Source organism: Rhodococcus ruber, assembly GCF_016804345.1.
In the GTDB taxonomy this organism is placed as follows: Bacteria; Actinomycetota; Actinomycetes; order Mycobacteriales; family Mycobacteriaceae; genus Rhodococcus; species Rhodococcus ruber.
This window is the reverse complement of sequence record NZ_CP044211.1, coordinates 1-23,116: the sequence shown is the minus strand read 5'-3', so window position 1 is coordinate 23,116 and position 23,116 is coordinate 1. Positions and strand designations below refer to the sequence as shown.

Annotated in this window: 20 protein-coding genes and 2 pseudogenes; 12 read left to right on the top strand and 10 right to left on the bottom strand. The window is 67.8% G+C overall.

Annotated features, from left to right (window positions below; all coding sequences use genetic code 11):
• Nucleotides 1-24 precede the first annotated feature (24 nt).
• Complete coding sequence (locus tag F1734_RS00110; protein WP_003938446.1) at nucleotides 25-1,269, top strand: cytochrome P450; 1,245 nt, start codon at nucleotides 25-27, stop codon at nucleotides 1,267-1,269.
• Nucleotides 1,270-1,376: 107 nt separating this feature from the next.
• On the opposite strand, the gene F1734_RS00105 is transcribed toward F1734_RS00110, so the two are convergent.
• From F1734_RS00105 to F1734_RS00095, 3 genes are all read right to left on the bottom strand, one after another.
• Nucleotides 1,377-2,645 (bottom strand): cytochrome P450, encoded by a 1,269-nt coding sequence (locus tag F1734_RS00105; RefSeq protein WP_203011207.1) that lies wholly within the window; start codon nucleotides 2,643-2,645, stop codon nucleotides 1,377-1,379.
• Between the two features lie 242 nt (nucleotides 2,646-2,887).
• Nucleotides 2,888-3,319, bottom strand: a complete 432-nt coding sequence (locus F1734_RS00100; protein WP_017679799.1) for an acyl-CoA thioesterase — start codon at nucleotides 3,317-3,319, stop codon at nucleotides 2,888-2,890.
• A gap of 20 nt (nucleotides 3,320-3,339) precedes the next feature.
• Nucleotides 3,340-4,134: an SDR family NAD(P)-dependent oxidoreductase gene (locus F1734_RS00095; protein ID WP_003938443.1), complete on the bottom strand. Its 795-nt coding sequence runs from the start codon at nucleotides 4,132-4,134 to the stop codon at nucleotides 3,340-3,342.
• 161 nt (nucleotides 4,135-4,295) lie between these two features.
• On the opposite strand from F1734_RS00095, the gene F1734_RS00090 reads away from it, so the two are divergent.
• From F1734_RS00090 to F1734_RS00045, 10 genes are all read left to right on the top strand, one after another.
• Entirely contained in the window at nucleotides 4,296-5,444 is a 1,149-nt protein-coding gene (locus F1734_RS00090) for an acyl-CoA dehydrogenase family protein (RefSeq protein WP_082335501.1), read from the top strand.
• A 30-nt stretch (nucleotides 5,445-5,474) separates the two neighbouring features.
• Nucleotides 5,475-7,412, top strand: coding sequence for a 2-oxoacid:acceptor oxidoreductase subunit alpha (locus tag F1734_RS00085; protein ID WP_203011206.1), 1,938 nt, complete (start codon nucleotides 5,475-5,477; stop codon nucleotides 7,410-7,412).
• Nucleotides 7,409-8,494, top strand: coding sequence for a 2-oxoacid:ferredoxin oxidoreductase subunit beta (locus F1734_RS00080; RefSeq protein WP_059174530.1), 1,086 nt, complete (start codon nucleotides 7,409-7,411; stop codon nucleotides 8,492-8,494). The genes F1734_RS00085 and F1734_RS00080 overlap by 4 nt, the downstream gene beginning before the upstream one ends.
• A gap of 115 nt (nucleotides 8,495-8,609) precedes the next feature.
• Nucleotides 8,610-9,017, top strand: a complete 408-nt coding sequence (locus F1734_RS00075; protein WP_003938439.1) for a nuclear transport factor 2 family protein — start codon at nucleotides 8,610-8,612, stop codon at nucleotides 9,015-9,017.
• Nucleotides 9,018-9,032: 15 nt separating this feature from the next.
• Nucleotides 9,033-10,589: an AMP-binding protein gene (locus F1734_RS00070; protein ID WP_102031708.1), complete on the top strand. Its 1,557-nt coding sequence runs from the start codon at nucleotides 9,033-9,035 to the stop codon at nucleotides 10,587-10,589.
• Nucleotides 10,586-11,053 (top strand): hypothetical protein, encoded by a 468-nt coding sequence (locus tag F1734_RS00065; RefSeq protein WP_010594010.1) that lies wholly within the window; start codon nucleotides 10,586-10,588, stop codon nucleotides 11,051-11,053. The genes F1734_RS00070 and F1734_RS00065 overlap by 4 nt, the downstream gene beginning before the upstream one ends.
• Nucleotides 11,050-11,466: a MaoC family dehydratase gene (locus F1734_RS00060; protein WP_010594009.1), complete on the top strand. Its 417-nt coding sequence runs from the start codon at nucleotides 11,050-11,052 to the stop codon at nucleotides 11,464-11,466. The genes F1734_RS00065 and F1734_RS00060 overlap by 4 nt, the downstream gene beginning before the upstream one ends.
• Before the next feature lie 30 nt (nucleotides 11,467-11,496).
• Nucleotides 11,497-12,336: a mycofactocin-coupled SDR family oxidoreductase gene (locus F1734_RS00055; RefSeq protein WP_040271042.1), complete on the top strand. Its 840-nt coding sequence runs from the start codon at nucleotides 11,497-11,499 to the stop codon at nucleotides 12,334-12,336.
• Nucleotides 12,337-12,342: 6 nt separating this feature from the next.
• On the top strand, nucleotides 12,343-12,858 hold the full coding sequence (locus tag F1734_RS00050; RefSeq protein WP_010594007.1) for a pyridoxamine 5'-phosphate oxidase family protein: 516 nt from the start codon (nucleotides 12,343-12,345) through the stop codon (nucleotides 12,856-12,858).
• A 5-nt stretch (nucleotides 12,859-12,863) separates the two neighbouring features.
• Nucleotides 12,864-14,846, top strand: a complete 1,983-nt coding sequence (locus F1734_RS00045; protein WP_203011204.1) for an oxidoreductase — start codon at nucleotides 12,864-12,866, stop codon at nucleotides 14,844-14,846.
• 227 nt (nucleotides 14,847-15,073) lie between these two features.
• Here F1734_RS00045 and F1734_RS00040 read toward each other — a convergent pair whose 3' ends face one another.
• Nucleotides 15,074-16,699 carry a flavin-containing monooxygenase gene (locus F1734_RS00040; RefSeq protein ID WP_203011205.1) on the bottom strand — a complete coding sequence of 542 codons (1,626 nt, stop codon included), beginning with the start codon at nucleotides 16,697-16,699 and terminating at the stop codon, nucleotides 15,074-15,076.
• A gap of 289 nt (nucleotides 16,700-16,988) precedes the next feature.
• Between F1734_RS00040 and F1734_RS00035 the strand changes: the two genes are divergently transcribed.
• The gene (locus F1734_RS00035; RefSeq protein WP_003938431.1) at nucleotides 16,989-17,297 is read left to right on the top strand and encodes an EthD family reductase; all 309 of its coding nucleotides are present in this window, start codon (nucleotides 16,989-16,991) and stop codon (nucleotides 17,295-17,297) included.
• A gap of 80 nt (nucleotides 17,298-17,377) precedes the next feature.
• Here the strand turns inward: F1734_RS00035 and F1734_RS00030 are convergent, their stop codons facing one another.
• The 6 genes and pseudogenes from F1734_RS00030 to F1734_RS00005 form a co-directional block, all read right to left on the bottom strand.
• A complete protein-coding gene (locus F1734_RS00030; protein ID WP_010594004.1) occupies nucleotides 17,378-17,800 on the bottom strand; it encodes a nuclear transport factor 2 family protein in 423 nt (140 codons plus the stop codon).
• A 31-nt stretch (nucleotides 17,801-17,831) separates the two neighbouring features.
• The gene (locus F1734_RS00025) at nucleotides 17,832-19,628 is read right to left on the bottom strand and encodes a flavin-containing monooxygenase (RefSeq protein ID WP_059174527.1); all 1,797 of its coding nucleotides are present in this window, start codon (nucleotides 19,626-19,628) and stop codon (nucleotides 17,832-17,834) included.
• Between the two features lie 25 nt (nucleotides 19,629-19,653).
• Complete coding sequence (locus F1734_RS00020) at nucleotides 19,654-20,496, bottom strand: mycofactocin-coupled SDR family oxidoreductase (RefSeq protein ID WP_203011203.1); 843 nt, start codon at nucleotides 20,494-20,496, stop codon at nucleotides 19,654-19,656.
• 39 nt (nucleotides 20,497-20,535) lie between these two features.
• On the bottom strand, nucleotides 20,536-21,081 hold the full coding sequence (locus tag F1734_RS00015) for a nuclear transport factor 2 family protein (protein WP_010594002.1): 546 nt from the start codon (nucleotides 21,079-21,081) through the stop codon (nucleotides 20,536-20,538).
• A 106-nt stretch (nucleotides 21,082-21,187) separates the two neighbouring features.
• Nucleotides 21,188-22,307 (bottom strand): annotated as a pseudogene (locus tag F1734_RS00010) (NDMA-dependent alcohol dehydrogenase).
• 266 nt (nucleotides 22,308-22,573) lie between these two features.
• A pseudogene (locus tag F1734_RS00005) lies at nucleotides 22,574-23,113 on the bottom strand (FadR/GntR family transcriptional regulator); the annotation flags it as partial.
• Nucleotides 23,114-23,116 lie beyond the last annotated feature (3 nt).

The window sequence follows — 23,116 nt, the reverse complement described above, 5'->3', positions numbered from 1 at the left end:
ATCCCGACTCGGAAGGAACGCACGATGGAAAGCCCCGCCCGCTGCCCGGTCGTCCACTTCGACCACAACTCCCCCGAGCACTCGGCCGACCCGGCCGAGTCGTACCGGAAGATCCGGGAAACCGTCAAGATCGGCTGGACTCCCGCCCACGGCGGCTACTGGGTGCTCTCCGACTACAGCTCGGTCTTCGACGCCGCCCGCGACGACGAGACGTTCTCCTCCGCGCGCAGCGAGTACGGCGGCGAGGGACTGTCCGTGGTGATCCCGAAAACCCCGCACCACGACCACATTCCGATCGAGCTCGATCCGCCGGAGTTCCGCAAGTACCGCAGAATCGTCAATCCGGTCAGTGCGCCGGCCGCCGTCGAGAAGATGAAGCCCACGATCGACCGGCACGTCGCGGGCTTCATCGACAGTGTGATCGAGAGCGGCGAATGCGACCTGACGTCGGTCATCGGGGTGCCTTCCATCGTCACGGTCGAGTGGCTCGGCCTCGACGTCTCGGAGTGGCGCCGCTATTCCAATGCCCACTTCCAGGTGCTCGCCGGGATCCCAGGTACCCCCGAACACACCCATGCGGTCGAGGTCGACTTCCCGTACCTCGCCGGCCGCATCGAGCAGACCATCGCGGAACGACGCGCGGCCCCGAAGGACGACATCATCAGCTACCTAGTCCAGCAGGAGGTCGACGGCAGCCCGATGAACGATCACGACGTCTTCGCGATCGTCGACCTGCTCATCTCCGGTGGCGTAGGCACCACCGCCTCCCTGGTGAGCAACTCGCTGGTCTGGCTCAGCCGCCACAAGGACGTGCGGCAGCGGCTGGCCGACCATCCCGATCTCCTCGATCACGCCATCGAGGAGTTCCTGCGGTACTTCTCGCCGACCCAGGCGCTCGCCCGCACCGTGACACACGACGTCGAGTTCCACGGCTGCCCCATGCGCAAGGGCGACCGGGTGTTGCTGTCCTGGGCTTCCGCCAATCGGGACACGGAGCTGTTCGACAAGCCCGACGAGATCGACATCGAACGATGGCCCAACCGGCACACCGCCTTCGGTATCGGTGTGCACCGTTGCGCCGGTTCGCATCTCGGCCGCTACATGTCGCACGCGCTGATCAGCCAGGTGCTCGAACGGATGCCGGACTACGAGGTCGACTACGACGCGCTGCAGCCCTACCCGCGACAGGGCGTGAACACCGGCTACCAGCGCATCCCGGCCACCTTCACGCCGGGCCGACGGGTACTGACGGATTACACCCTGCAGTAAGGACTTCCGATCCGCGACGGTCCCGGTCGTCCGCGTAAGTATTCGCTTACGCGGACGACCGGCCCTTTCGCGGATCTCGCCGAGGGCTGTGCTCGGGGTGTCCGGTCTCAGCCGAGGGCGCCCGTCGGTTCGAACTTCACGCGGAGCTCCGGGATGCTGCGCGTGTACAGGCCCTCCTCGCGCGGGACGAAGCCGTCCTGGTACTCGATCGAGTCCATCGTGTCGAGCACGAGGTTCAGCGCGATGGTCATCTCCGTCTTCGCGAGCATCGAACCCACGCAGAAGTGCCGGCCGAGGATGAACTGCACGTGGTTGGCCGCACCGCTGAAGGCCCGATCGACGTTGAGATCGGTTCGGAAGATGTCGAACTCGTCCGGGTTCGAGAAGTGCCGCTCGTCGCGGTTGGCGGCCGCGAGCATCATGATGCACGTCGCCCCCGCGGGAATGGTCGAGTCCTCGATCTGCACCTCGTCCTCGGTCTGGCGCATGATCATGTGGACGGGTCCGGAATAGCGCAGCGTCTCGGCGATGACGCGGTCGGCGAGACTGCGGTCCTCGCGGACGACCCGCATCTGGTCGGGGTGGTCGATGAGATTGCGGATCATGCTGGCGATGGCCTTGTCCGTCGTCTCACCACCGGCGACGAGGAGCAGGCTGACGAAGGCCTTGATCTCCTCGTCGGACATCTGCTCACCGTCGACTTCCGCGCGGCACAGGCGGGAGAGCAGGTCGTCGCCGTCGCCGGAGCGTCGTTCGCGGATGATCGGCAGCATGTACTCGCGCAGCTCGACGTGGGTGCGTTCGGCGGCGGCGTTGATCTCGGGGTCTCCGGCCAGGTTGTTGAGGTAGGCCATGATCGAGAAGTACCAGGTGCGGAACCGCTCGTGATCGCTCTTGGGTAGGCCGAGCATGTCGACCATCACGTTGATGGGGAACCGGCTGGTGAACTGGGAGACGAGTTCGGCCTCGCCCTGTCCGGCCACCTCGCCGAGCAGCTCGCCGGCGTTGCGGGCGACGATGCCGCCGATCAGGTCGGCCGCGTTGTGCGTGATGGCCGGCATGAACTTCTCGAGTCCGTTGCCGCGGAAGAACGGGTTGAGCAGCGCGCGGTGCGTGGAGTGCTCGCGACCTTCCATCTGCAGAATGGTGCGCCCGTGGATGGGCTCGAGCTGCCATTCGTAGTTGCGGCTGGAGAACTTCGGGCTGCGGAAGGCCTCGGCGCAGTCGGCGTACCGGCTGATGAGGTAGCTCTCCGTGGCTTCGTGGCGCAGGGCGGGGTAGTGGTCGCGCAGTACGCGGTGGAACGGGTAGGGATCGGTGAGGAACTCGGGGGAGAGGATGTCGGGGACGGTGGGGCGGGGTTCGACTGCGGTCACTCTGGAATCTCCTGATCGTCGAATCGAGGGGTCGAGCAGGATCGGTGCCGGCAGGCACCGGTCGGGGTCGTGCCGCTCCGCCGAGGGTCTGGGGCCGGAGATGGTAAGTGATCCGGATCACTAAGTGCTGATAACTATAAATACGATCTGAATGATGTCAATGGATTTCGGTGAAACGGGTTCTCGACGAGAACGGGCGTCCACCCTGAAGGGTGGACGCCCGTTTCCGGAAACGACGGTGATCAAGCCGATTTCGGCGGCTCCAGCGTGCGGAGGGCGGCGAGCAGTCGCTCCGGAATCTGCGCCTTCTTCCCGTCCGCACCGCGCACGGCGAACGTGATCTTGCCGTGGGCGACGAGTTCGTCGCCGCGCTCGAAGTCGAATCCGAGCGCGTACGACGTGGTGCCGAGGTGGTCGAGGACCACCGTGCAGGTCAGTTCGTCGAACACCTCGCAGCTGGTGAGGTACTGGCACTCGGACTTCAGGCCCACGGTGTAGACGCCGAGGGTGTCGAGCATCGTGTGGCTGTCGAGACCGAACGAGTGCAGCCAGACGCTGTAGGTCCGTTCCATCCACGGGTAGTTGATCGCGAAGTACGAGATGCCGACGGCGTCGCAGTCGCCGTAGGCGAGCTGGAAGCGCTGCTGGGTGACGGCGGTGGTGGCGGTGGTCATGTCTTGTCCTTCCGGGCGGATCAGGGGTGGCCGCCGTCGACGGTGACGATGGAACCGGTGGTGAAACTCGACGCATCGCTCGCGAGGTACAGCGCCGCGCCGACGATCTCGTCGGGCTGTCCGCCGCGCTTGGCGGCGAAGCTCTGCGCCCGCCGTGAGAAGGCCTCCATGTCCCAGGAGTTGCTCACGTCGGTGAGGAAGGTGCCGGCCATGATCGCGTTGCTGCGCACCGTGGGTCCGAACGCGTGCGCCATGCCGATGGTAACGGCGTTGAGTCCGGCCTTGGCGGCGGCGTAGGGCAGGATGTCGGGCCGCGGGTGGACGGACCCGGCGCTGGAAATGTTGATAATGGATCCGCCGTCGCCCTGCGCCATGCGCGTTCCCACGAGTGCGGCGAGCCGGAACGGGCCCTTGAGATTCACTCCGACCACCTTGTCGAACAGTGTTTCGCTGACGGTGTCGAGGCTGTCGTACAGCGGGGACATACCTGCATTGTTGATCAGGACGTCGATCTTCCCGAAGTGGTCGTAGGCCGCGTCGACGAGTTCCTCGATCGACTCCCACCTGCCGACGTGGAACGAGTGCGCGAGGGTCTTGCGGCCCGTCTCCTCGGTGATCTCGTCGGCGGTGGCCTGGCACGAGGCCAGGTCACGGCTGGCGATGACGACGTCGCAGCCGGCCCGGGCCAGCCCGAACGCCATGGCGCGGCCGAGGCCCCGGCTGCCGCCGGTGACGATCGCGGTGCGGTCGGTGAGATCGAACGCGCGCGTGGGGTCGAATCCCGGGCGGGTCCGGCCGGTCGTTGAATCGGTCATCGAATTCCTCCGCTGGTCCTGGTTGACGGTACCCAATTCCTTGCTATTGTGATCATAGATTAGCGGATAGTGATCCAGTTCACGACAATGGCCGAGACCGCACCGAGTCACAGCACCGTGGCGCCCCGGTGAGCGGACGCATCGCCAGAACGGAGTACAAGGTGAGTGACGACCAGCAGGACCTGTTCGCCCTGCCGCAGCGATACCTCGACCTCCAGCGGGAAGCCCGCGACCTCGCGGCCGAGTGCGCAGACATCGCCGCGCGTGCCGACGAGGCGGACAGTTTCGACCCGGACGTCCGCAAGCGGCTGACCGCGTCCCGTCTCACCGAGGTCGTCGTGCCGGCCGCCTACGGTGGCCGCTTCGAGAAGGTCGACTCCCTCGCGGTGACCATTGTGCGCGAGGCCCTCGCCGCCGAGTCCGCTCACCTCGACTCCATGTTCGGTATGCAGGGCATCGGCAGCTACTGCATCAGCGTCGGCGGGTCCGAGGAACTCAAGGCGGAGTGGCTGCCCAAGGTGGCCCGGCTCGAGGCGGTGGCCGCGCTCGGCCTGACCGAGCCGCACGTCGGATCCGATCTCAAGGCCCTCAGCACCACGGTCGTCGAGCGCGACGGCAAGCTCGTCGTCGACGGCCACAAGTCCTTCATCACCAACGGCGGCGACGCGGACTTCTACAGCATCCTCGCCCGCGAGGGCGACGGATACTCCCTCGTACTGGTCCCGGCCGACGCGCCGGGCCTGCGCATCGAGCACCCGCACCAGATCATCGCGCCGCACGTGCTCAGCGACGTCATCCTCGAGAACGTCGAGGTTCCGGTGGGCAACCGCATCGGGGAGCCGGGCAAGGGCTTCGGGCTCGTCCTCGCCACCCTCGCGACATTCCGCGTGTCCGTGGCCGGCGCCGCGGTCGGCGTGGCCCAGGCCGCGCTGGACGAGGCCGTCGCCCATGCCAAGTCCCGGGAGGGCTTCGGGGTCAGCCTCGCGCGCCTGGGGTCGGTGCCCGAGCACCTCGCCTCCTGCTGGACCGACATCGAGATGGCGCGCTCGCTGACCTACCGCGCGGCCGCCGCCTCGGCCCGCGACGCCCGCGCCAACCTGCACCTGTCGTCGATGGCGAAGGTCGGAGCGACCGAGGCGGCGGCCCGCGTCGTCGACCGGTCGGTGCAGATCATGGGCCGTTTCGGGCTCGTGCGCGGCGGCAAGCTCGAACGTCTCTACCGGGAGGCGCGTCCCATGCGGATCTACGAGGGCTCCACCGAGGTGATCTTCGATTCGCTGGCCAAGCAACTCGTGAAGGAAGCCCCGTAGGGGCAGAATGCGGACCAGAGGCAGGAACCCATGACAACGGACGCGAACACCACCAAGCTGGAGCGAGTCGTCATCCGCTTTGCGGGCGACTCGGGCGACGGCATGCAGCTGACCGGTGACCGCTTCACCTCCGAGGCGGCCGCGTTCGGCAACGACCTCGCGACGCAGCCCAACTTCCCCGCCGAGATCCGGGCGCCCCAGGGCACCCTGCCGGGCGTGTCGTCGTTCCAGATCCAGATCGCGGACCACGACATCCTCACCGCGGGTGATCGACCGGACGTCCTCGTCGCGATGAACCCGGCGGCACTGAAGGCGAACATCGACGACCTGCCGCGCGGCGGCACCGTCATCGTCAACACCGACGAGTTCACCAAGCGCAACCTTTCCAAGGTCGGCTACGCCGCCAACCCGCTCGACGACGGCAGTCTCGACGAGTTCGTGATCCATCAGGTTCCGATGTCGAGCCTGTCGGTGGGGGCGGTGGAACCCGCCGGCCTGAGCCGCAAGGACGGCGAGCGCGCGAAGAACATGTTCGCGCTCGGGTTGCTGTCGTGGATGTCCAACCGGCCGGTGGAGCGGATCGAGGAGTTCCTGCGCACCAAGTTCGCCAAGAAACCGCAGGTCGCCCAGGGCAACCTGCTCGCGTTCCAGGCCGGGTGGAACTACGGCGAGACCACCGAGACGTTCGCGACGACGTTCGAGGTGGCCAAGGCGGACCTGCCGGCCGGCACGTACCGGCAGATCACCGGCAACACCGCACTGGCCTACGGTCTGGTGACCGCCGGTGAGCTGTCCGGGCTCGAGGTGTTCCTCGGGACGTACCCGATCACCCCCGCCTCCGACATCCTGCACGAGCTGACCAAGCACCGCGGTCTCGGCGTGACCACCTTCCAGGCGGAGGACGAGATCGCCGCGATCGGCGCCGCGGTCGGCGCCTCTCTAGGTGGCGCACTCGGTGTCACCAGCACCTCCGGCCCGGGTCTGGCCCTCAAGAGCGAGGCCATCGGCCTGGCCGTCATGACCGAAATCCCGCTCGTCGTGATCGACGTGCAGCGCGGCGGACCGTCGACAGGCCTGCCGACCAAGACCGAGCAGTCCGATCTGCTGCAGGCACTGTACGGACGCAACGGCGAGTCGCCCGTCGCCGTGCTCGCGCCGCGCTCACCGGCCGACTGCTTCGCCACGGCCGTCGAGGCGGCCCACATCGCCCTGACGTACCGGACGCCGGTCCTGCTGCTGTCCGACGGCGCCATCGCCAACGGCTCGGAACCCTGGCAGATCCCGCAGGTCGACGAGCTCGCCCCGATCGATCCGAACTACGAGACGGGCCCGGACGCCGCCGGCACACCCCTGCGTCCCTACGCGCGGGACCGCGAGACCCTCGCCCGTGCCGTGGCGATACCCGGGACTCCCGGCCTCGAGCACCGGCTCGGTGGCCTGGAGAAGGCGAACGGCAGCGGCAACATCTCCTACGATCCCGCCAACCACGATCTGATGGTGCGCCTGCGGCAGGCGAAGGTCGACGGGATCGCCGTCCCGGACGCGGAGGTCGACGATCCGTCGGGGCAGGCCGAACTGCTGATCGTGGGCTGGGGCAGTTCCTACGGCCCGATCGGCGAGGCGTGCCGCCGCGCCCGGCGCCGTGGCACCGCGGTCGCCCACCTGCACCTGCGGCACCTGAACCCGTTGCCACGCAACCTCGGTGAGGTGCTCGGCCGGTATCGCACGGTGATCGCGCCGGAGATGAATCTGGGGCAGCTGACGAGTGTGCTGCGGGCGCGCTACCTGGTCGACGTCCAGCCGGTGACGAAGGTCGAGGGTCTGGCCTTTCTCGCCGACGAGATCGTCGACGCGATCGATGCCGCGCTCGCCGGCACCCTACGCGAGTTCGAAGACGCCAAGACCACCGCGGCGCTGGCTGCGGCCGAGTACCGGCCGGCGCCGGACCGCGAGGAGGAATCGGCATGACCGAGTTGATCAGCCGGGTGGGCACCGATCTCGGACTCAGCGCGACCGCGCTCGTCCCGACGACCGACGCCCCGCAGAAGGCCAAGGACTTCACGAGCGACCAGGAGGTGCGCTGGTGCCCGGGTTGCGGTGACTACGTCATCCTGGCCGCGATCCGCAACTTCCTGCCCGAACTCGGGCTGCGCCGCGAGAACTTGATGTTCGTCTCGGGCATCGGCTGCTCGAGCCGGTTCCCGTACTACCTCGACACCTACGGGCTGCACTCCATCCACGGCCGCGCGCCGGCGATCGCGACCGGCCTGGCCGTCACGCGGCCCGACCTGTCGGTGTGGGTGGTCACCGGTGACGGCGATGCCCTCTCGATCGGGGGGAACCATCTGATCCACGCGCTGCGCCGCAACGTGAACCTCACGATCCTGTTGTTCAACAACCGGATCTACGGGCTGACGAAGGGGCAGTACTCGCCCACGTCCGAGGTCGGGAAGGTCACCAAGTCCACCCCGATGGGTTCGGTGGACCACCCCTTCAACACGCTCTCCCTCGCACTCGGTGCCGAGGCCACCTTCGCGGCCCGGGCGCTCGACTCCGACCGCAAGGGGCTCACCGACGTGCTGCGCCGCGCGGCCGAGCACCGGGGCACCGCGTTCGTCGAGATCTACCAGGACTGCCCGATCTTCAACGACGGGTCGTTCGACGTGCTGCGCAAGGAGGACGCGGAGCAGAGGGTGATCCCGCTGCGCCACGGTGAGCCGATCGTCTTCGGTGCGGAGGGGCAGAAGTGCGTCGTCCGTGACGGATTCGGTCTGCGTGTGGTGGACACGGCGTCGGCCGATCCGGGATCGATCGTCGTGCACGATGCGCACGCCGACGACCCGGAGTACGCGTTCGCGTTGTCGCGACTGTCCGATCAGAACCTCGACCACACGGTGTTCGGCGTGTTCCGCAGCGTCGCCCGCCCGACCTACGACGACCTCGTGCGCGAGCAGAACGAGAGCGCCCGCACCGGCGAGTCCCGTCGACGAGACTCCTTGCAGTCCTTGCTGACCGGGCACGACACCTGGACCGTGTCCGAATCACGCTGAGCGTCGTCTCCCGGCGCGGAAACCGGGGTCTTCGTACCCCTAGACAATGCGCATGATTAGCATAAAGTGACTGTCATCACATCTCCCTCCCCTCCCTTCGGCAGGAGTAGTCGTAATGTCGCTCAGGAACGAAATCGAAAACGCCCTCGCCCGCTACGCTCTCGCCTACGACGACGGCGACATGGACGGTGTCGAGCGGGTCTTCGGTGAAACCGCCGTGTTCACCATGAAGATCGGCGACGGCGACCTCATCGGGCCGCTCAACGGACGCGAGGAGATCATGGGTCTGTTCCGCGGAGCCCACGAGTCCCAGACCGACCAGCGGCGTCACATCACCACCAATCTGCTGATCGACGAGATCGACGAGAAGAACGTCCGCACCGTGTCGTACCTGCTCATCACCTCCGCGGAGAACGGTGCCCTCCGGGCCCTGTCCACCGGCAAGTACGAGGACGAATGGACCAGGAGCGGAGGCGACTGGGTGCTCACCAAGCGGCACATCGCCCTCGACCTCCCGTACTGAGCCTCCGGAGCCACCATGACGATGAACCAGGGCCTCATCCCCGCCAAGTGGGCCGCCCTCACCCCGAACCGCATGGCGTTGTACGACGTCCCCAACGACCGGCGCATCACCTTCGCCGCCCTCGACGAGCGCGTCCGGCGCCTGGCGAACGGACTGCGCGGTCTCGGCCTCGAGAAGGGCGACCGGGTCGCCGTCCTGACCAAGAACAGCATCGAGTTCCAGGAGCTGTTCTTCGCCGTCGGTCGCGCGGGACTGATCCTGCAGCCGCTGAACTGGCGGCTCGCGACCCCCGCCCTGCTCGGGCTCGTCGCCGACGCCACCCCGAAGGTGCTCATCACCGCGTCCGAATTCCGTCCCGTGGGCGAGGAACTGAGCCGATCCGCCTCGGTCGGCCACTGGCTCGAGTTCGGTCCGGGGGGTAACGGGACGTACGAGGAGCTGCTCGCGAGTTCCAGCCCGGCCGAACCGATCTGGACGCCGAGCGTCGGGGGAGACGACCCGTTCTTCATCCTCTACACCGGCGGCACCACGGGAGAATCCAAGGGTGCGCTGCACTCGCACACCAGCGCGGCCGCCGGCATGCTCAACCAGACCGTCGCCGAGCGGGTCGTGCCGACCGACGTCTACATGCTCACCGGCCAGATGTACCACATCCCGGTGGTCCTCTCGATGAACTACATGAAGCACGGATGTCCGGTCGTGCTGGTCAATTTCGAGGCCAAGCAGGCGCTCGAGATCATCGAGTCGGAGCGGGTCTCGGCGTTCCTCGGCATCACCACGATGCTGAACTGGATGATGGCCGTGGAGAACTTCGACTCCTACGACCTGTCGAGCCTGCGCAACATCCAGTACGGCGGCGGCCCGATGCCGTCCGCGATCGTCCGCAGCGCGCTCGAGGCGTTCCCCTGCACCCTCATCCAGGGGTACGGCCAGACCGAGGGCACGACCATGTCGTTCCTGTCCCAGGAGGACCACCTCGACGCGGTCAACGGCATCAACGAGCACCGGCTCAAGTCCTGTGGCCGGGAAGGCTTCGGCACCACCATCCGGGTCGTCGACTTCGACGGCAACGAGGTCCCCAAGGACGGCAAGACCCCCGGCGAGATCGTGGTCCGCTCCGAAGCCAACATGCTCGGCTACTGGAACAAGCCGGAACTGACCGCACAGACCCTGCGGGACGGCTGGATGTGGACCGGCGACGTCGCGGTCTGGGACGAGGACCACTACGTCTACATCGTGGACCGGGCCAAGGACATGATCATCTCCGGCGGCGAGAACATCTACAGCATCCAGGTCGAGGAGGCCATCGGCGCCCACCCCGCCGTCCTCGAATGCGCCGTCATCGGCATCCCCGACGACGAGTGGGGCGAGGTCGTCAAGGCCGTCGTGGTCCTCAAGCCCGGGCAGACCGCCACCGAACAGGAGATCATCGACACCGCCAAGCGGAACCTGGCCTCCTACCAGAAGCCCCGTTCGGTGGACTTCGTCGACGCCCTGCCGAAGGCGCCGACCGGAAAGATCATGAAGCGGGACCTGCGGGCCCCGTACCTCGAGACGACGGCGGCCCGATGACCGTGGACACCGGACGCCGGGTGCCGACCGAAGCCGAGCTCGCCGACCTCGTCGGCACCCGCTTCCCGGGCGGGCAGGCCACGCTCGAGCCGTGGTGGGTGCACCTCGTCCTCGACAGCATGCTCGCCGACCCCGCCGACGGCGGCGCGCACCCGGTGCTGGTGTTCCTCGTCGCCACCGGCGCGATGGGCTGGAGCTGGGACGAGTTGTTCGCCGTGTTCGGGGCCACCGAGGCCGACGGACCGATGGCCGGCGAGACCGAGACGGTCGTGCACCGGCCGCTGCGCGTCGGCGGCACCTACCGCGTCTCGGGCGAGATCGTCTCCGCGACGCGCAAGGTGGGCCGGCGCACCGGCGTCTTCGACATCGTCGGCTACCGCCTCGACCTGCACGGTGAGGACGGGGCGCTGTGCGCCTCCACCACCAACTCGATCGTGTTCCCCCGCCGAGGAGAAATCTCATGAAACCGGCTGTCGGGCAGCAGATTCCCGAACGTACCGTCGATGCGGTGGATCCGGCCCGGATGAAGACCCTCTCGGCGCTCATGCGCGACCCGAACCCGATCCATTTCGATCGGAACGCCGCGGCTGCGCTGGGCCTCGGGGAGCGCACGGTCAATCAGGGGCCGAGCAACATCGCCTACGTCGTGTCCATGCTCGGGTCCTGGGCCGGCGGCGTGGACCGGGTCACCGGATACCGGTTCCGATTCCTCGGCAACGTGTTCGAGGGGGACCGGCTGCGGGCCGCAGGGGTGGTGACCGACGTCGAGGACACCGCCGACGGCCTCCTGGTGCGCTGCGATCTCACGCTCGACGTCCTGGGCGGCGCGCGCGTTCTCGAAGGCACCGGGACCGTCCTGGTCCCCGCCGATCACTAGACATCGTTTTCCACGAGAGGAGCGTCAACCATGGCAGGACGAGTAGAAGGCAAGGTCGCGTTCATCACCGGGGCCGCCCGCGGCCAGGGCCGCAGCCACGCGCTGCGGCTCGCCGAGGAGGGCGCCGACATCATCGCGGTCGACATCTGCGAGAACATCGACACGGTGACCCCGTACTACCCGCTGGCCACCGAGGACGAGCTGAAGGAGACCGTCCGGCTCGTCGAGGCCCTCGACCGCCGGATCGTGGCCCACCGCGCCGACGTCCGGGACCGCGCGGCGCTGCAGCGCGCCTTCGACGACGGGGTGGCGCAGCTCGGCGGCGTCGACATCGTGGTCGCCAACGCCGGCATCGCCACCTACGGCCGTTCGTGGGAGCTCACCGCCGAGCAGTGGCGGGACATGATCGACGTCAACCTCACCGGCGTCTACAACACCGCCGTCGTCGCGATCCCCACGATGATCGAGCAGGGCCGCGGGGGTTCGATCATGTTCACCAGTTCGATCGGCGGACTCAAGGGCATCCAGCAGGTCGCCCACTACGTCTCGGCCAAGCACGGCATCGTCGGACTCATGCGCACCATGGCGAACGAGCTGGGCCCCTACAGCATCCGGGTCAACACCATCCACCCGACGAACGTCGACACCATCATGATCCAGAACCCCGGGACGTACGGGATGTTCTCGCCCGGGGATCCGGAGCCGTCGCAGGAGAAGGCGATGCCGGGGTTCATGTCGCTGAACACGCTGCCGGTGCCGTGGGTCGAATCGATCGACATCAGCAACGCGGTGCTGTTCCTCGGCAGCGACGAGGCGCGGTACGTCACCGGAGTCACCTTCCCGGTCGACGCCGGCGCATACGTGAAGTGATGTGAGATGGCCGTCGGCATCGACGACAACGAGGACCTGCGCACGCTACGGGTCGACGAGGACGGCATCGCCGAACTCGTAGCGGCGCAGACCGAATGCACCTTCGCCTTCACCACCGCGGCCGGGTGGCCGGCCGGGGTGGTGATGAGCTACCTGCACCACGGCGACCGGTTCTGGCTCACCGCCGCGAAGGACCGCGCCCACGTCCGGGCAGCGACGCGCGAACCCCGCGTGACGCTGGTGGTCTCGAATGCCGGCACCGGACTGCCCGGCAGGAGGATGCTCGCGGTCCGCGGCCGTGTCACCGTCCACGCCGACGCGGAGACCAAACGCTGGTTCTACCCGGCGTTCGCGGCGCGCCATGCTCCGAACGATCCCGAAGCCTTCCAGCGCCTGCTGGACAGCCCGAACCGAGTCGTCCTGGAAGTCCGTCCCGTCCGAATCGCGGTCAGTCACGACTCGACCAGGATGCCGGGCGACGGACGCGGCGGCTCGCTCGGGCCCCGACCGAACAAGGGGTGAACGAAATGACCGCGGATCCGGACTCCGCCTACGCCCATCTGCTCTCGCCGTTCCAGATCGGCCCGATGAAGCTGCGCAACCGCGTGGTGCTGCCGCCGCACGCGTCGGCGATCGGCAACATCTTCGGGTCCGAGGCCGACGCCGAACGCAACCTCGCCTACTACGTGTCCCGGGCCCGGGGCGGAGCCGCATGGTTCGACAGCCTCAGCGCGTGGGTGCCGAACACGGGGGTGATCCCGGGGTTCGAACCCACCGGCGTGGGTGCCACGGTCGAAGGCCACTACAGCCTGCCATTCTTCGTCGAACGGGTGCAGGCGTACTCCGATGCCCTGCACGCCGAGGGTGCGGTGGCGACGGGGCAGATGGTGCACCAGGGCGGTATGCCGCACGGCGCGTCGTCGGTCCTGAGCGCCCCGGTGATCAACAACGTTCCGCACAAGCTGAACCGGGACGAGATCGCCTACTTCGTCGGTCAGTACAAGTTCTGTGCAGAGCAGGCCCAGAAGGCACGTCTCGACGGCGTCGAACTCCACATGAACCACGACGATCTGCTGGAGTACTTCCTGTCGCCGCTGACCAACAAGCGTGACGACGAGTACGGGGGCTCGATCGAGAACCGTTGCCGGTTCCCGGTCGAGGTGCTGCGGGCCATCCGCGACGTGATCGGATCGTCCATGGTCATCGGCATCCGCCTGAACCTGCGCGAGGAGGTGCCGGGCGGATACGACATCCACGGCGCCGTCGAGATCGCGCAGTACCTCGAGAGCACCGGACTCGTCGACTACTTCCACGGCGTGGTGGGCAGCCCGTGGGGCAACCCGTCCTACATCCAGCCGCACTTCTACGAGGCCGGTCAGTGGAGCGACCTCGCCGGGCAGCTCAAGCGGGCGGTGTCGCTGCCCGTCGTGCACACGGGCCGGATCAATCACCCCGATGTCGCCGAACGGATCCTCGCGGCCGGCGACGCCGACGTCGTCGGCATGGCTCGTGCGCACATCGCCGAGCCGTCGATCGTCGAGAAGGTCCGCACCGGCCGCGTCGACGAGATCCGGCCCTGCGTCGGCGGCAACGAGTGCATCAGCCGCCGCTACGTCGAGGGGCTGCCGTTCGGCTGCGCGGTCAACCCCGTCACCAGCAACGAGGTCGACGGGCCGTGGCCCACCGTGACCGACCCCAGGCGCGTGCTCGTCGTCGGCGGTGGTCCGGCCGGCATGGAGTTCGCGGCCCTGGCCCGGGAGAAGGGCCACGACGTGGAGCTGTGGGAGGCGTCCGACGTGCTCGGCGGCCAACTGCGCACCGCGATCAACGCCCCCACGTACGACATGTTCGAAAAGTACATAGACTGGCAGCAGCGCCGGCTCGAGCGGGCGGGCGTGAAGGTCGCCTACCGGCACGCGGCGACGAAGGCGGAGATCGAGTCCGCGGGATTCGACGTGGTGGCGGTCGCCACCGGCTCCACCCGCCGGATCCCGGACATCCCGGGTGTCTACGGCGACAATGTCGCCGACATCCGCGACGTCCTCAACGGCGACGCCGTGGTCGGCAAGCGGGTCCTGATCGTCGCGCAGGACGACCACATGCCGCCGCTGTCGCTCGCCGACTTCCTCACCGATCGCGGGCACGACGTCACCGTCGTCTACGCGACCCAGGTCGCGGGGCAGCTGCTCGGCCGCTACATCGTGGGCGCGATCCTCGGGCGCCTCGACGAGAAGGGCGTGCAGTACCGGTTCATGGAGGACGTCGTCGAGATCACCCCGACCGGGGTCGTCACCCGCAACGTCTATTCGGGGCGCACCTACCAGGTGGACGGCTTCGACTCGGTGGTGCTCGCCTGCGGTGGCATCGGGGACGCCGACCTGTACGAGAGTCTCGAGGACGGCCCGGCGGCCGAGGGCGAGCGGGAGGTGCACATTCTCGGTGACGCATACGCGCCGCGGCGGCTGGTGTTCGCCACCCGTCAGGCGTACGCGCTCGCGAAGCTGATCTGACGGACACCGAGACGGGGGTGCGGGCTTCGGGCCTGCACCCCCGTTTCGGTGTCCGTCGGCGATGAGCGGGATGTTGCTGCGTCGAGCGGGAGGTTGTCGTCGTCGCGTCTCGCGTTTCGGCGCGAGATCCTCCCGCTCGGTGCGAGATCCACCCGCGCGATACGAGCGACGCAGCGAAAGGCGCCGGGCGATCGCTGGTCGCGATCGCCCGGCGCGAGGCCCCGACATCAGGCCAGGACGAATCCCTTGAAGTCCGCGTCGCGGACCTCGTTCCACGTCTGCTCGTAGAGCACGATGCCGCCGGCGTAGGGCATGAAGATCTGCGGCTTGCCGGGGATGTTCTGCCCGCGGTACCAGGATCCGGACTCACCCTGCGGCCACAGGGTCATGTTCGCGATCTCCTCCACGGTCTCGACCCACTGGTTCTGCGCCTCCTCGGTGGCCTCGATCGTGGTCAGTCCGTGCTCGCGCATGTGATCCATGGTCTCGACCGTCCACTCGACGTGCTGCTCGATGGCGGTCACCATGTTCGACAGCACCGACGGGCTGCCGACGTTGGCGATGATGAACATGTTGGGGAAGCCCGCGGTGCCCAGGCCCAGGTGTGTCTTCGGGCCCTCCTGCCACGCCTCCCGCAACGGCAGACCGCCGCGGCCGCGGATGTCGATCTGCGTGAACGCGCCGGTGAAGGCGTCGAACCCGGTGGCGAGCACGACGGCGTCGAACTCGTACTCGGTGCCGTCGGCGAGATGCATGCCGTGCTCGGTGAAGCTGTCGAGGGGCTTCTTCCGCAGGTCGACCAGTTCGACGTTGTCGCGGTTGAACGTCTCGTACCAGTCCGTGCCGATGACGGGCCGCTTCGCGCCCATCGGGTAGCCGAACGGCTTGAGGCTGTCCGCGACGTCCGGATCGTCGACGATCTCGTCGACCTTGGCCCGGACGAAGTCGCACGCCGAGTCGTTGGCCCGTTGATCCACCATCAGGTCCGCGAACGCGCCGAGGAAGGCGATGCCGCCGCCCTGCCAGCGCTTCTCGTACTCGGCCCACCGCTCGTCGTCGCTGACGTCGTACGCGGCCTTCGGGTTGTCGTCGCGGATGCAGCCGGCGGCGGCGGTCCGGCAGGCCTGGCGCCGCGCGCGGTAGTTCGCCTTGACGTTCGCGACGAACTCCGGGTCGAGCTTGTGGTTGCGGGCGGGAATGACGAAGTTGGCGGTGCGCTGGAGGACGGTCAGCGTGCCGGCCTGCTTGGCGATCTCCGGGATGGCCTGCACCCCGGAGGAACCCGTACCGACCGCGGCGACCCGCAGACCGGTGAAGTCCACCCCCTCCTCCGGCCACGCGCTGGTGCGGTAGATCGGTCCCTGGAACTTGTCGAGGCCGGGGACGTCGACGTCCTTCGGTACCGACAGGCAGCCGACGGCCATGAGACAGAACCGAGCGACGTACTCGTCGCCCCGGTCGGTGCGGACGTGCCACTTCTGCTCGCCATCGTCGAATCGGGCTTCGGTGACGGCGGTTTCGAGCCGGATGTCGCGGCGCAGGTCGAACCGGTCGGCGACGTGCGAGAGGTACGCCTGCAGTTCGGGCTGCGACGGGTAACGCTCGCTCCACTCCCACTCCTGCTCGAGATCCTCGTCGAACCCGAAGGAGTAGTCGTGGCTGTCCACGTCGCAGCGGGCGCCGGGGTAGCGGTTCCAGTGCCAGGTGCCGCCGACCTCCTTGCCCTTGTCGAGGGCGACGGCGGTGTAACCGTGGCGGCGCAGCTTCCACAGCAGGTACAGGCCTGCGAAGCCCGCGCCGACGACGACGGCATCGACCTCGGTAGCGGCGGTGGGGGTGGGAGTTGCAGTCATCGGATGGCCTCTCTGACTGGGGATTCGATCGGATGTGCCGATGTTGCCGCCGGACTCGCGGATTCGGTGGGTCCGGCGGGAGCGTGATCCGCCCGGCTGATCGGCCGGCGCGGAAAAAAGTCTGTGACGGGTATCACTCTATCAATGCGAATGGATATAATCAAAGACGGAAAGCGAATATATGTGGCGGGCTTTCCTGCCTTCTTGCTGCGTGCGGGACCACTCCACCATCCCGCGTGCGGGTCCGCCGCCCGGAGAATGTCCGAACCCATCATCGAAAGAGGTCCACATGTACCGACTCGTCGCCGCCTACAACCACCCCGAGGATCCCGAGAAGTTCCTCGACCACTACCGCAACGTGCACTCCAAGCTCGCACTGAAGCAGCAGGGCATCCGGAACTACGAATGGGGTGTGTGCTCCACTCCCGACGGCAGCACCCCGCCGCACTTCCTGGTCGCGGTCTGCGACTGGGACAGCAAGGAAGCCATGCTCGCGGACATGGCGTCGCCGGAAGGACAGCAGGGCGCAGCCGACCTCGAGAACTTCGCGCAGGCCGGCGTCTCGTTCGACTTCTACGAGATCACCAAGGACATCTGATCGGGGAAACCCGACCGGGACACGCGACCGGGGTGGGGACTGCGAAGTCCCCACCCCGGCCGCGTATCTCGCCGTCGTGGTCAGGCGTCGAAGCCGTCCATCTGCGGCGTGGTGAGACCCGTGATGATCCGCTCGGCGATCTTCCAGCCGTCGGCGGTGCGGACGTAGCGGTCCTCGTTGAGTGCGATCGCCTTGATAGCGGCGCCGTTCTTCATCTCCGCTTCGGAGAAGACGTAATTCGTACCGGTGGCGTGGTCGTCGTCCTCGAAGTCGATCACGTGATTGGTGATGATGTGGAACTGCTTGTCCACCGCCTGTGCGTCCCGCTCGAAGAAGTCGAGGATCTGCTCGTGGCCCTCGTACCGGGTCAGGCCCACGGCGCTGGCGTCCCACACCCCGTCGGGTGCGAAGGCGGACAGGGCTTCCTTGGGGTCGAACCGGTCGAGACCCCGGGCGTAGAGGTGGGTGACGCGGATGATCTCGTTGATGTCGTCGGCGCGCATGTGTCGGTCTCCGTGTACTCGAGGGGATGGGTCAGGGAACGGACGGCAGGTCGATGCCGTCCAGGTCGGCTCTGATCTGCAGTGCGAGGTACTTGTTGTAGATCCGGGCGAACGTGAGATTGCCGCCGCTGAACCAGAACCGGTCGTGGCCGGAACGTCGCCACACCGACCGGATCTCGCCCTCGTCGTCGAGGCCCCAGACCGGTCCGCACCGGTCGGCGACCGCGTCGCCCAGGACGCGGCGGGCAGTGTCGAGAATGCCCCGGAATCCGGTGGCGAACACGACGGTGTCGGCGGGCAGGACGGTGCCGTCCGACATCATGACACCCTCGGGGACGAATCGTTCGACGGTCTTCCCGGCGACCAGCCCGATCGACCCGTCCGCGACGAGCCGCGAGGCGCCGACGTCGATGTAGTAGCCGCCGTTGCGGGTGAGGAAGAGGTTCATCGCTCCGGTCCCGCCGTCGCCCAGGTGATGGCGGAATCCCCGGGCGCTCAGGGCATCGAGCAGATCACGATCGATGTCGGCCATCGCCGCGACCGCGGTACGCAGACCGTCGACGAATCCCTCGTCCCGTCGCGCGAACGACGCCCCGACGAGGTCGGCGATCTCGGTGGGTGCGGTGTCCTCGCCGTAGGCCGGCTTCAGCATGACGTCGACCACGGTGGTGCCGCCGACGACGTAGGTCGGACCCCGCTGGACGAGGGTCACGTTCGCGCCGGTGTTGTAGAGGTCCTGCGCGATGTCGTGGCCGCTGTTCCCGGTGCCGATGACGACGACGTTCCGGCCGCTCCGTCGGGGGTCCGTCGCGTACCGGCCGGAATGGAGCAGTTCGCCCGCGAATTCTCCGGTCCCGGGGATGTCCGGGACGAGCGGCTCGGTGCCGCTCAGTCCGGTGGCCAGGACCACGTGCTGTGGATGCAGTACGCGCCGTTCGCCGCCGCGGTCGAGGAGCACCTCCCAGCGCCTCGTCGCCGGATCGTACGAGGCACTCACCAGTTCCGTGCGCGTCCACACGTTCAGTTCCAGGGCCCGGGCGTAGATGTCGAGCCAGTCACCCATCTTGTCCTTCGGGGTGAACACGGGCCAGGTGGGTGGGAACGGCATCATCGGCAGATGGTTCGACCACACGGGGTCGTGCAGCACCAGCGAGTCGTACCGGTTGCGCCAGTTGTCGCCCACGCGCTCGTTGCGTTCGACGACGAGCGTGTGCACGTTCATCGCGCCCAGGTAGGCGGCGAGTCCGAGGCCGGAATGCCCGGCACCGATCACGAGGACGTCCGGATCCCGGTCGGCGCACTCGTTCGCGAGACGGCGGCGGTCGCCCCAGTGGGCGGTGACGCGTTCCTCGGGTTCCGGGGCGCCGATCGGACGACGTTCTCCGACAGCCGGTTCGGCTCCGGCGAGACTGTCGAGGGCCGTCAGCACGGCGATCGCTCGCCAGCGGTCCGTCTCGTCCGGGGTCAGGCGCGCGACGCCACGGACCTGTCCGAAGCGGACGGTGAGGCGGAAGAGCAGCTGTATCACCGGCGGACCGTCGCCGGTGGGCAGCAGAACCGGCGGGGCGGCGGAATCGAGTGCCTCGTCGCGGACCTCGAGGTCCGCCGCGCCGGTGAGCAGCGGGCGGATCGCCGATTCGCCGTGCAGGCTGCGCAGATCACCGGTGAAGGCGAGCAGGTCGCGCCACCATGCGTCGGTGGCGAGAGCATCCGGATAGTCGCCGGTACCGCCCGACCGGAGTGCATCGGCGAAATCCGCGAGCCAGCGCTCGGCGACCTCGGCGGGGCGGGCGGGATCGAGACGCGGGGTGTCGAGTCTTGCGGTCATGAGGTCTCCCGTTCGTCCGGCCGGATCAGCGCAGGGTGTAGCCGGCGTCGACCTTGAGTTCGGTGCCGGTGACGTACCGGGCCTCGTCGGAGGCGAGGTAGAGCACCGCGTTGGAGATGTCGATCGGTTCGATCCACGGCACGGGCAGGACGTTGGTGGTGGCGAAGACCGGTGCGGCCTGTTCCTGCGTGGGATGTTCCACGTCCGGGAGGAACAGCCGGAAGCAGGATTCGTTCAGGATCATGTCCGTGGCGACGCCGGTGGGATGCACGGTGTTGACGCGGATGCCGTGCGGCCCCAATTCCAGTGCCAGCGTGCGCATCATGCCGACCACGGCGTGCTTGCTCGCGGTGTAGGGCGCCACGTTCGGCGTGCCCTTCAGGCCTGCGGTGGAGCTGGTGATGACGATCGAGCCACCGGTGCCCTGCTCGATCAGGTGCGGGGTGACGGCCTTGCAGGTGTGCCACACGCCCTTGAGGTTGATGTCGAGGACGTCGTCCCAGTCGCGTTCGGTGACGAGGTGCGTCTCGTCGCCGAAGAGGAAGATCCCCGCGTTGGCGGCGACGATGTCGATCCGGCCGAGTTCGGCGATGCCCTCGTCGACGACGGCCTTCACGGCGTCGAAGTTGCGGACGTCGGCCTTGCGGGCGATGATCCGGCGGTCGAGGGCCTCGACGGCGCGCACCGTCTCGGCCAGGTCCTCCTCGGTGGCGCCGGGGTAGAAGCGGGTGACGCTCTCGATCTCCTCGGCGACATCGAGAGCGACGATGTCGGCGCCCTCCTCGGCGAGGCGGATCGCGTGACTGCGTCCCTGGCCGCGGGCCGCCCCCGTGATGAACGCGACCTTACCTGCTACCCGTCCTGTCATAGCTGCTCCTTCGGGGCCGCCGACGGGCCCGATCCGCCGTCAGCGGTAGGTGTTCCAGGTGGGAGCCGACTCCGGATAGTCGGCTTCGGTGTATCGGGTCTGGGGCCACCGAATCCGTTTGGTGGTACGGAAACTCGAGCCCATCGACTCGAACGGTACCGCGTACATGAACGATACGGTGCGTCTTTCGAAAAGCCATGTGCTGTCCCGCCGCACGTACCGGTCCCGATAGCGGAAGGCGGTCATCATCAGCGTGTCGTGGACGGCCAGTTCGGCGTGGCCGGTCATGATTCCGCTTGCGTGCGAGTCGTCTTCGATCGTGACGAGGTGGATCTCGGGGGTGTGCAGCATGGTGTGGTAACGGTCCATGCTGGAGACGTAGAAGGGGCGGATCTGCTCACGACCGCACAGTTCGGTGCCGGCGACCTCGAAGACACCGTCCTCGGTGAACATCGACAGTACGGCGTCGATGTCGTGGTCGTCGACGGCCAGGGCGTAACACCCTGCGAGATCCCGGATCTCGTCCTTGGCGACGAGGCGGCTCAGGGCGGCGGAATCGAGGTCCGCGAGATTCGAGGCAGTCATCGGCTCTGTTCCTGTCGGAGGTACACGGACGGGCCGGGACGGAGTGTCGACTCCGTCCCGGCCCGGGTGCCGGGCGCGGATCACCCGCGCAGTCGCGCGTGCCGATCTAGTCGTCGTACATGATGACGCCGCGGATGTTCTTGCCGTCGCGGAGATCCTTGAACGCGGTGTTGATGTCCTCGAGCTTGTAGGTCTTGGTGACCAGCTCGTCCAGCTTGAACTCGCCGCGGCGGTACATGTCGGCGATGAGCGGGATGTCGCGGCGCGCCGTCGTGGTGCCGTACAGGGTGCCCTGCAGGCGCTTGCCCGACATCGCGAAGGTGAACAGGTCGAACGGCACGTCGCGCTGGGTGACCGGCGCCGCCGAGGTGAGCACCAGGGTGCCGCCGCGACGGGTCATCTCCTGGGCGGGGTTCAGCAGGTGCCCGTAGGCGATGTCGACCGTGATGATGACGACGTCGGCGCCCTGGCCGTCGGTGAGCTGATCGACGACCTCGCGGCACTGGTCGAAGTTCTCGGTGGTGTGGGTGGCACCGAAGATCTTCGCCTGGTCGCGCTTGAACTCGACCGGGTCGATCGTGACGATGTTCTTGGCGCCCTTGTGCCGGGCGCCCTGAACGGCGTTCATGCCCACACCGCCGGTGCCGATGACGACCACGGTGTCACCGAGCTGGATGTCGGCCGCGTAGACGGACGATCCCCAGCCGGTGGGCACGCCGCAGCCGATGAGTGCGGCCTTGTCGAGCGGGATGTCCTTGCCGATCTTCACGCACGAGTCGATGTTGACCACGACGTACGGCGAGAAGGTGCCGAGGTAGGAGAACGGGCCGACGCCCCGGCCGGGCGTGGACGCGGTGCGTGCCGTCGGGTGCGTAGCCCGCGAGCACGCCGGCACCCATCTCACACATGTTGGAACGGCCGATGGTGCACATCTTGCAGTGGCCGCAGGACGGCAGGAAGGACAGGACGACGTGGTCGCCGACCTCGAAACCGGTGACGTCCGGGCCGAGTTCCTCGATCACACCGGCGCCTTCGTGGCCACCGATGATCGGCGCCCAGTCGAGGGGGATGTCGCCGGTGTCGACGTGGTCGTCACTGTGGCAGATGCCGGAGGCGGCGAGCTTGACCCGCACCTCCCGGCTCTTCGGGGGATCGATCTCGATTTCCTCGACGCTCCAACCGGACCGGGTTCCCGGCTCCCACAGCAGCGCTCCGATGGTCTTCATGGCTTCTCCTCGTGACGGGGTGAAGGCGCGAGCGGCGGCCGGGGCAGGGCTCCGGCGCGGGCTCGACGGATGTGATCGCGATGTGTGCATGTGATCGCTATCACCATAACCATACGCATGGATATAAGCAATAGCGCGAGGGAAGCGGGGCGCGGGAGGCCGGGCGGGCGGCGGGACGGCCCGCAACGACGGCGGGCCCGCGCCGAGCCGGTGCTCGGTGCGGGCCCGCTGGGGTCCGTGTCGCCGGACGTCGCCGGCGGTCGTGGTCAGCCGCCGAGCGCCTGGTTCCAGGGCAGGACCTGGCTCAGGAGTTCGGGGAACTTGCGCTCGGCGTAGCGGACGTACTCGTTGATGTGGTCGCGCATCCGGTCCTCGGACAGGTCCGCGTCGTGCGAATTCAGCGCCTCGTAGATCTGCGTGTGCGCCTTGAGCGTCGTCTCCCGCAGCGGGGCGGGATGGTCGACGCCCATCACCGTGCCGCCGGTGATCCGGAGCAGCGCGTCCGTCAGGTAGCCGAAGAGCGCGTTGCCGGTGGACCAGGCGATGACGTCGTGGAACTGCTTGTTCGTCTTGAGGAACGTGTCGATGTCCGCGGTGTCGAACGACTGCTGCATCCGGTCGACGGACTGCTTCAGCTCCTGCAGGTTCTCGTCGCTGATCCGCTCGGCGGCCAGGCGGCAGATGACGGGCTCGAGGGCGGTGCGGGCCTCCACGATGGTGTTGAGGGAGGCGTTCTGGAGCTGCATCAGCAGGATGATGGTGCTCGCCAGGTGGGACGCGTCGGGGTCGAGGAGGACGGGACCGCCCGG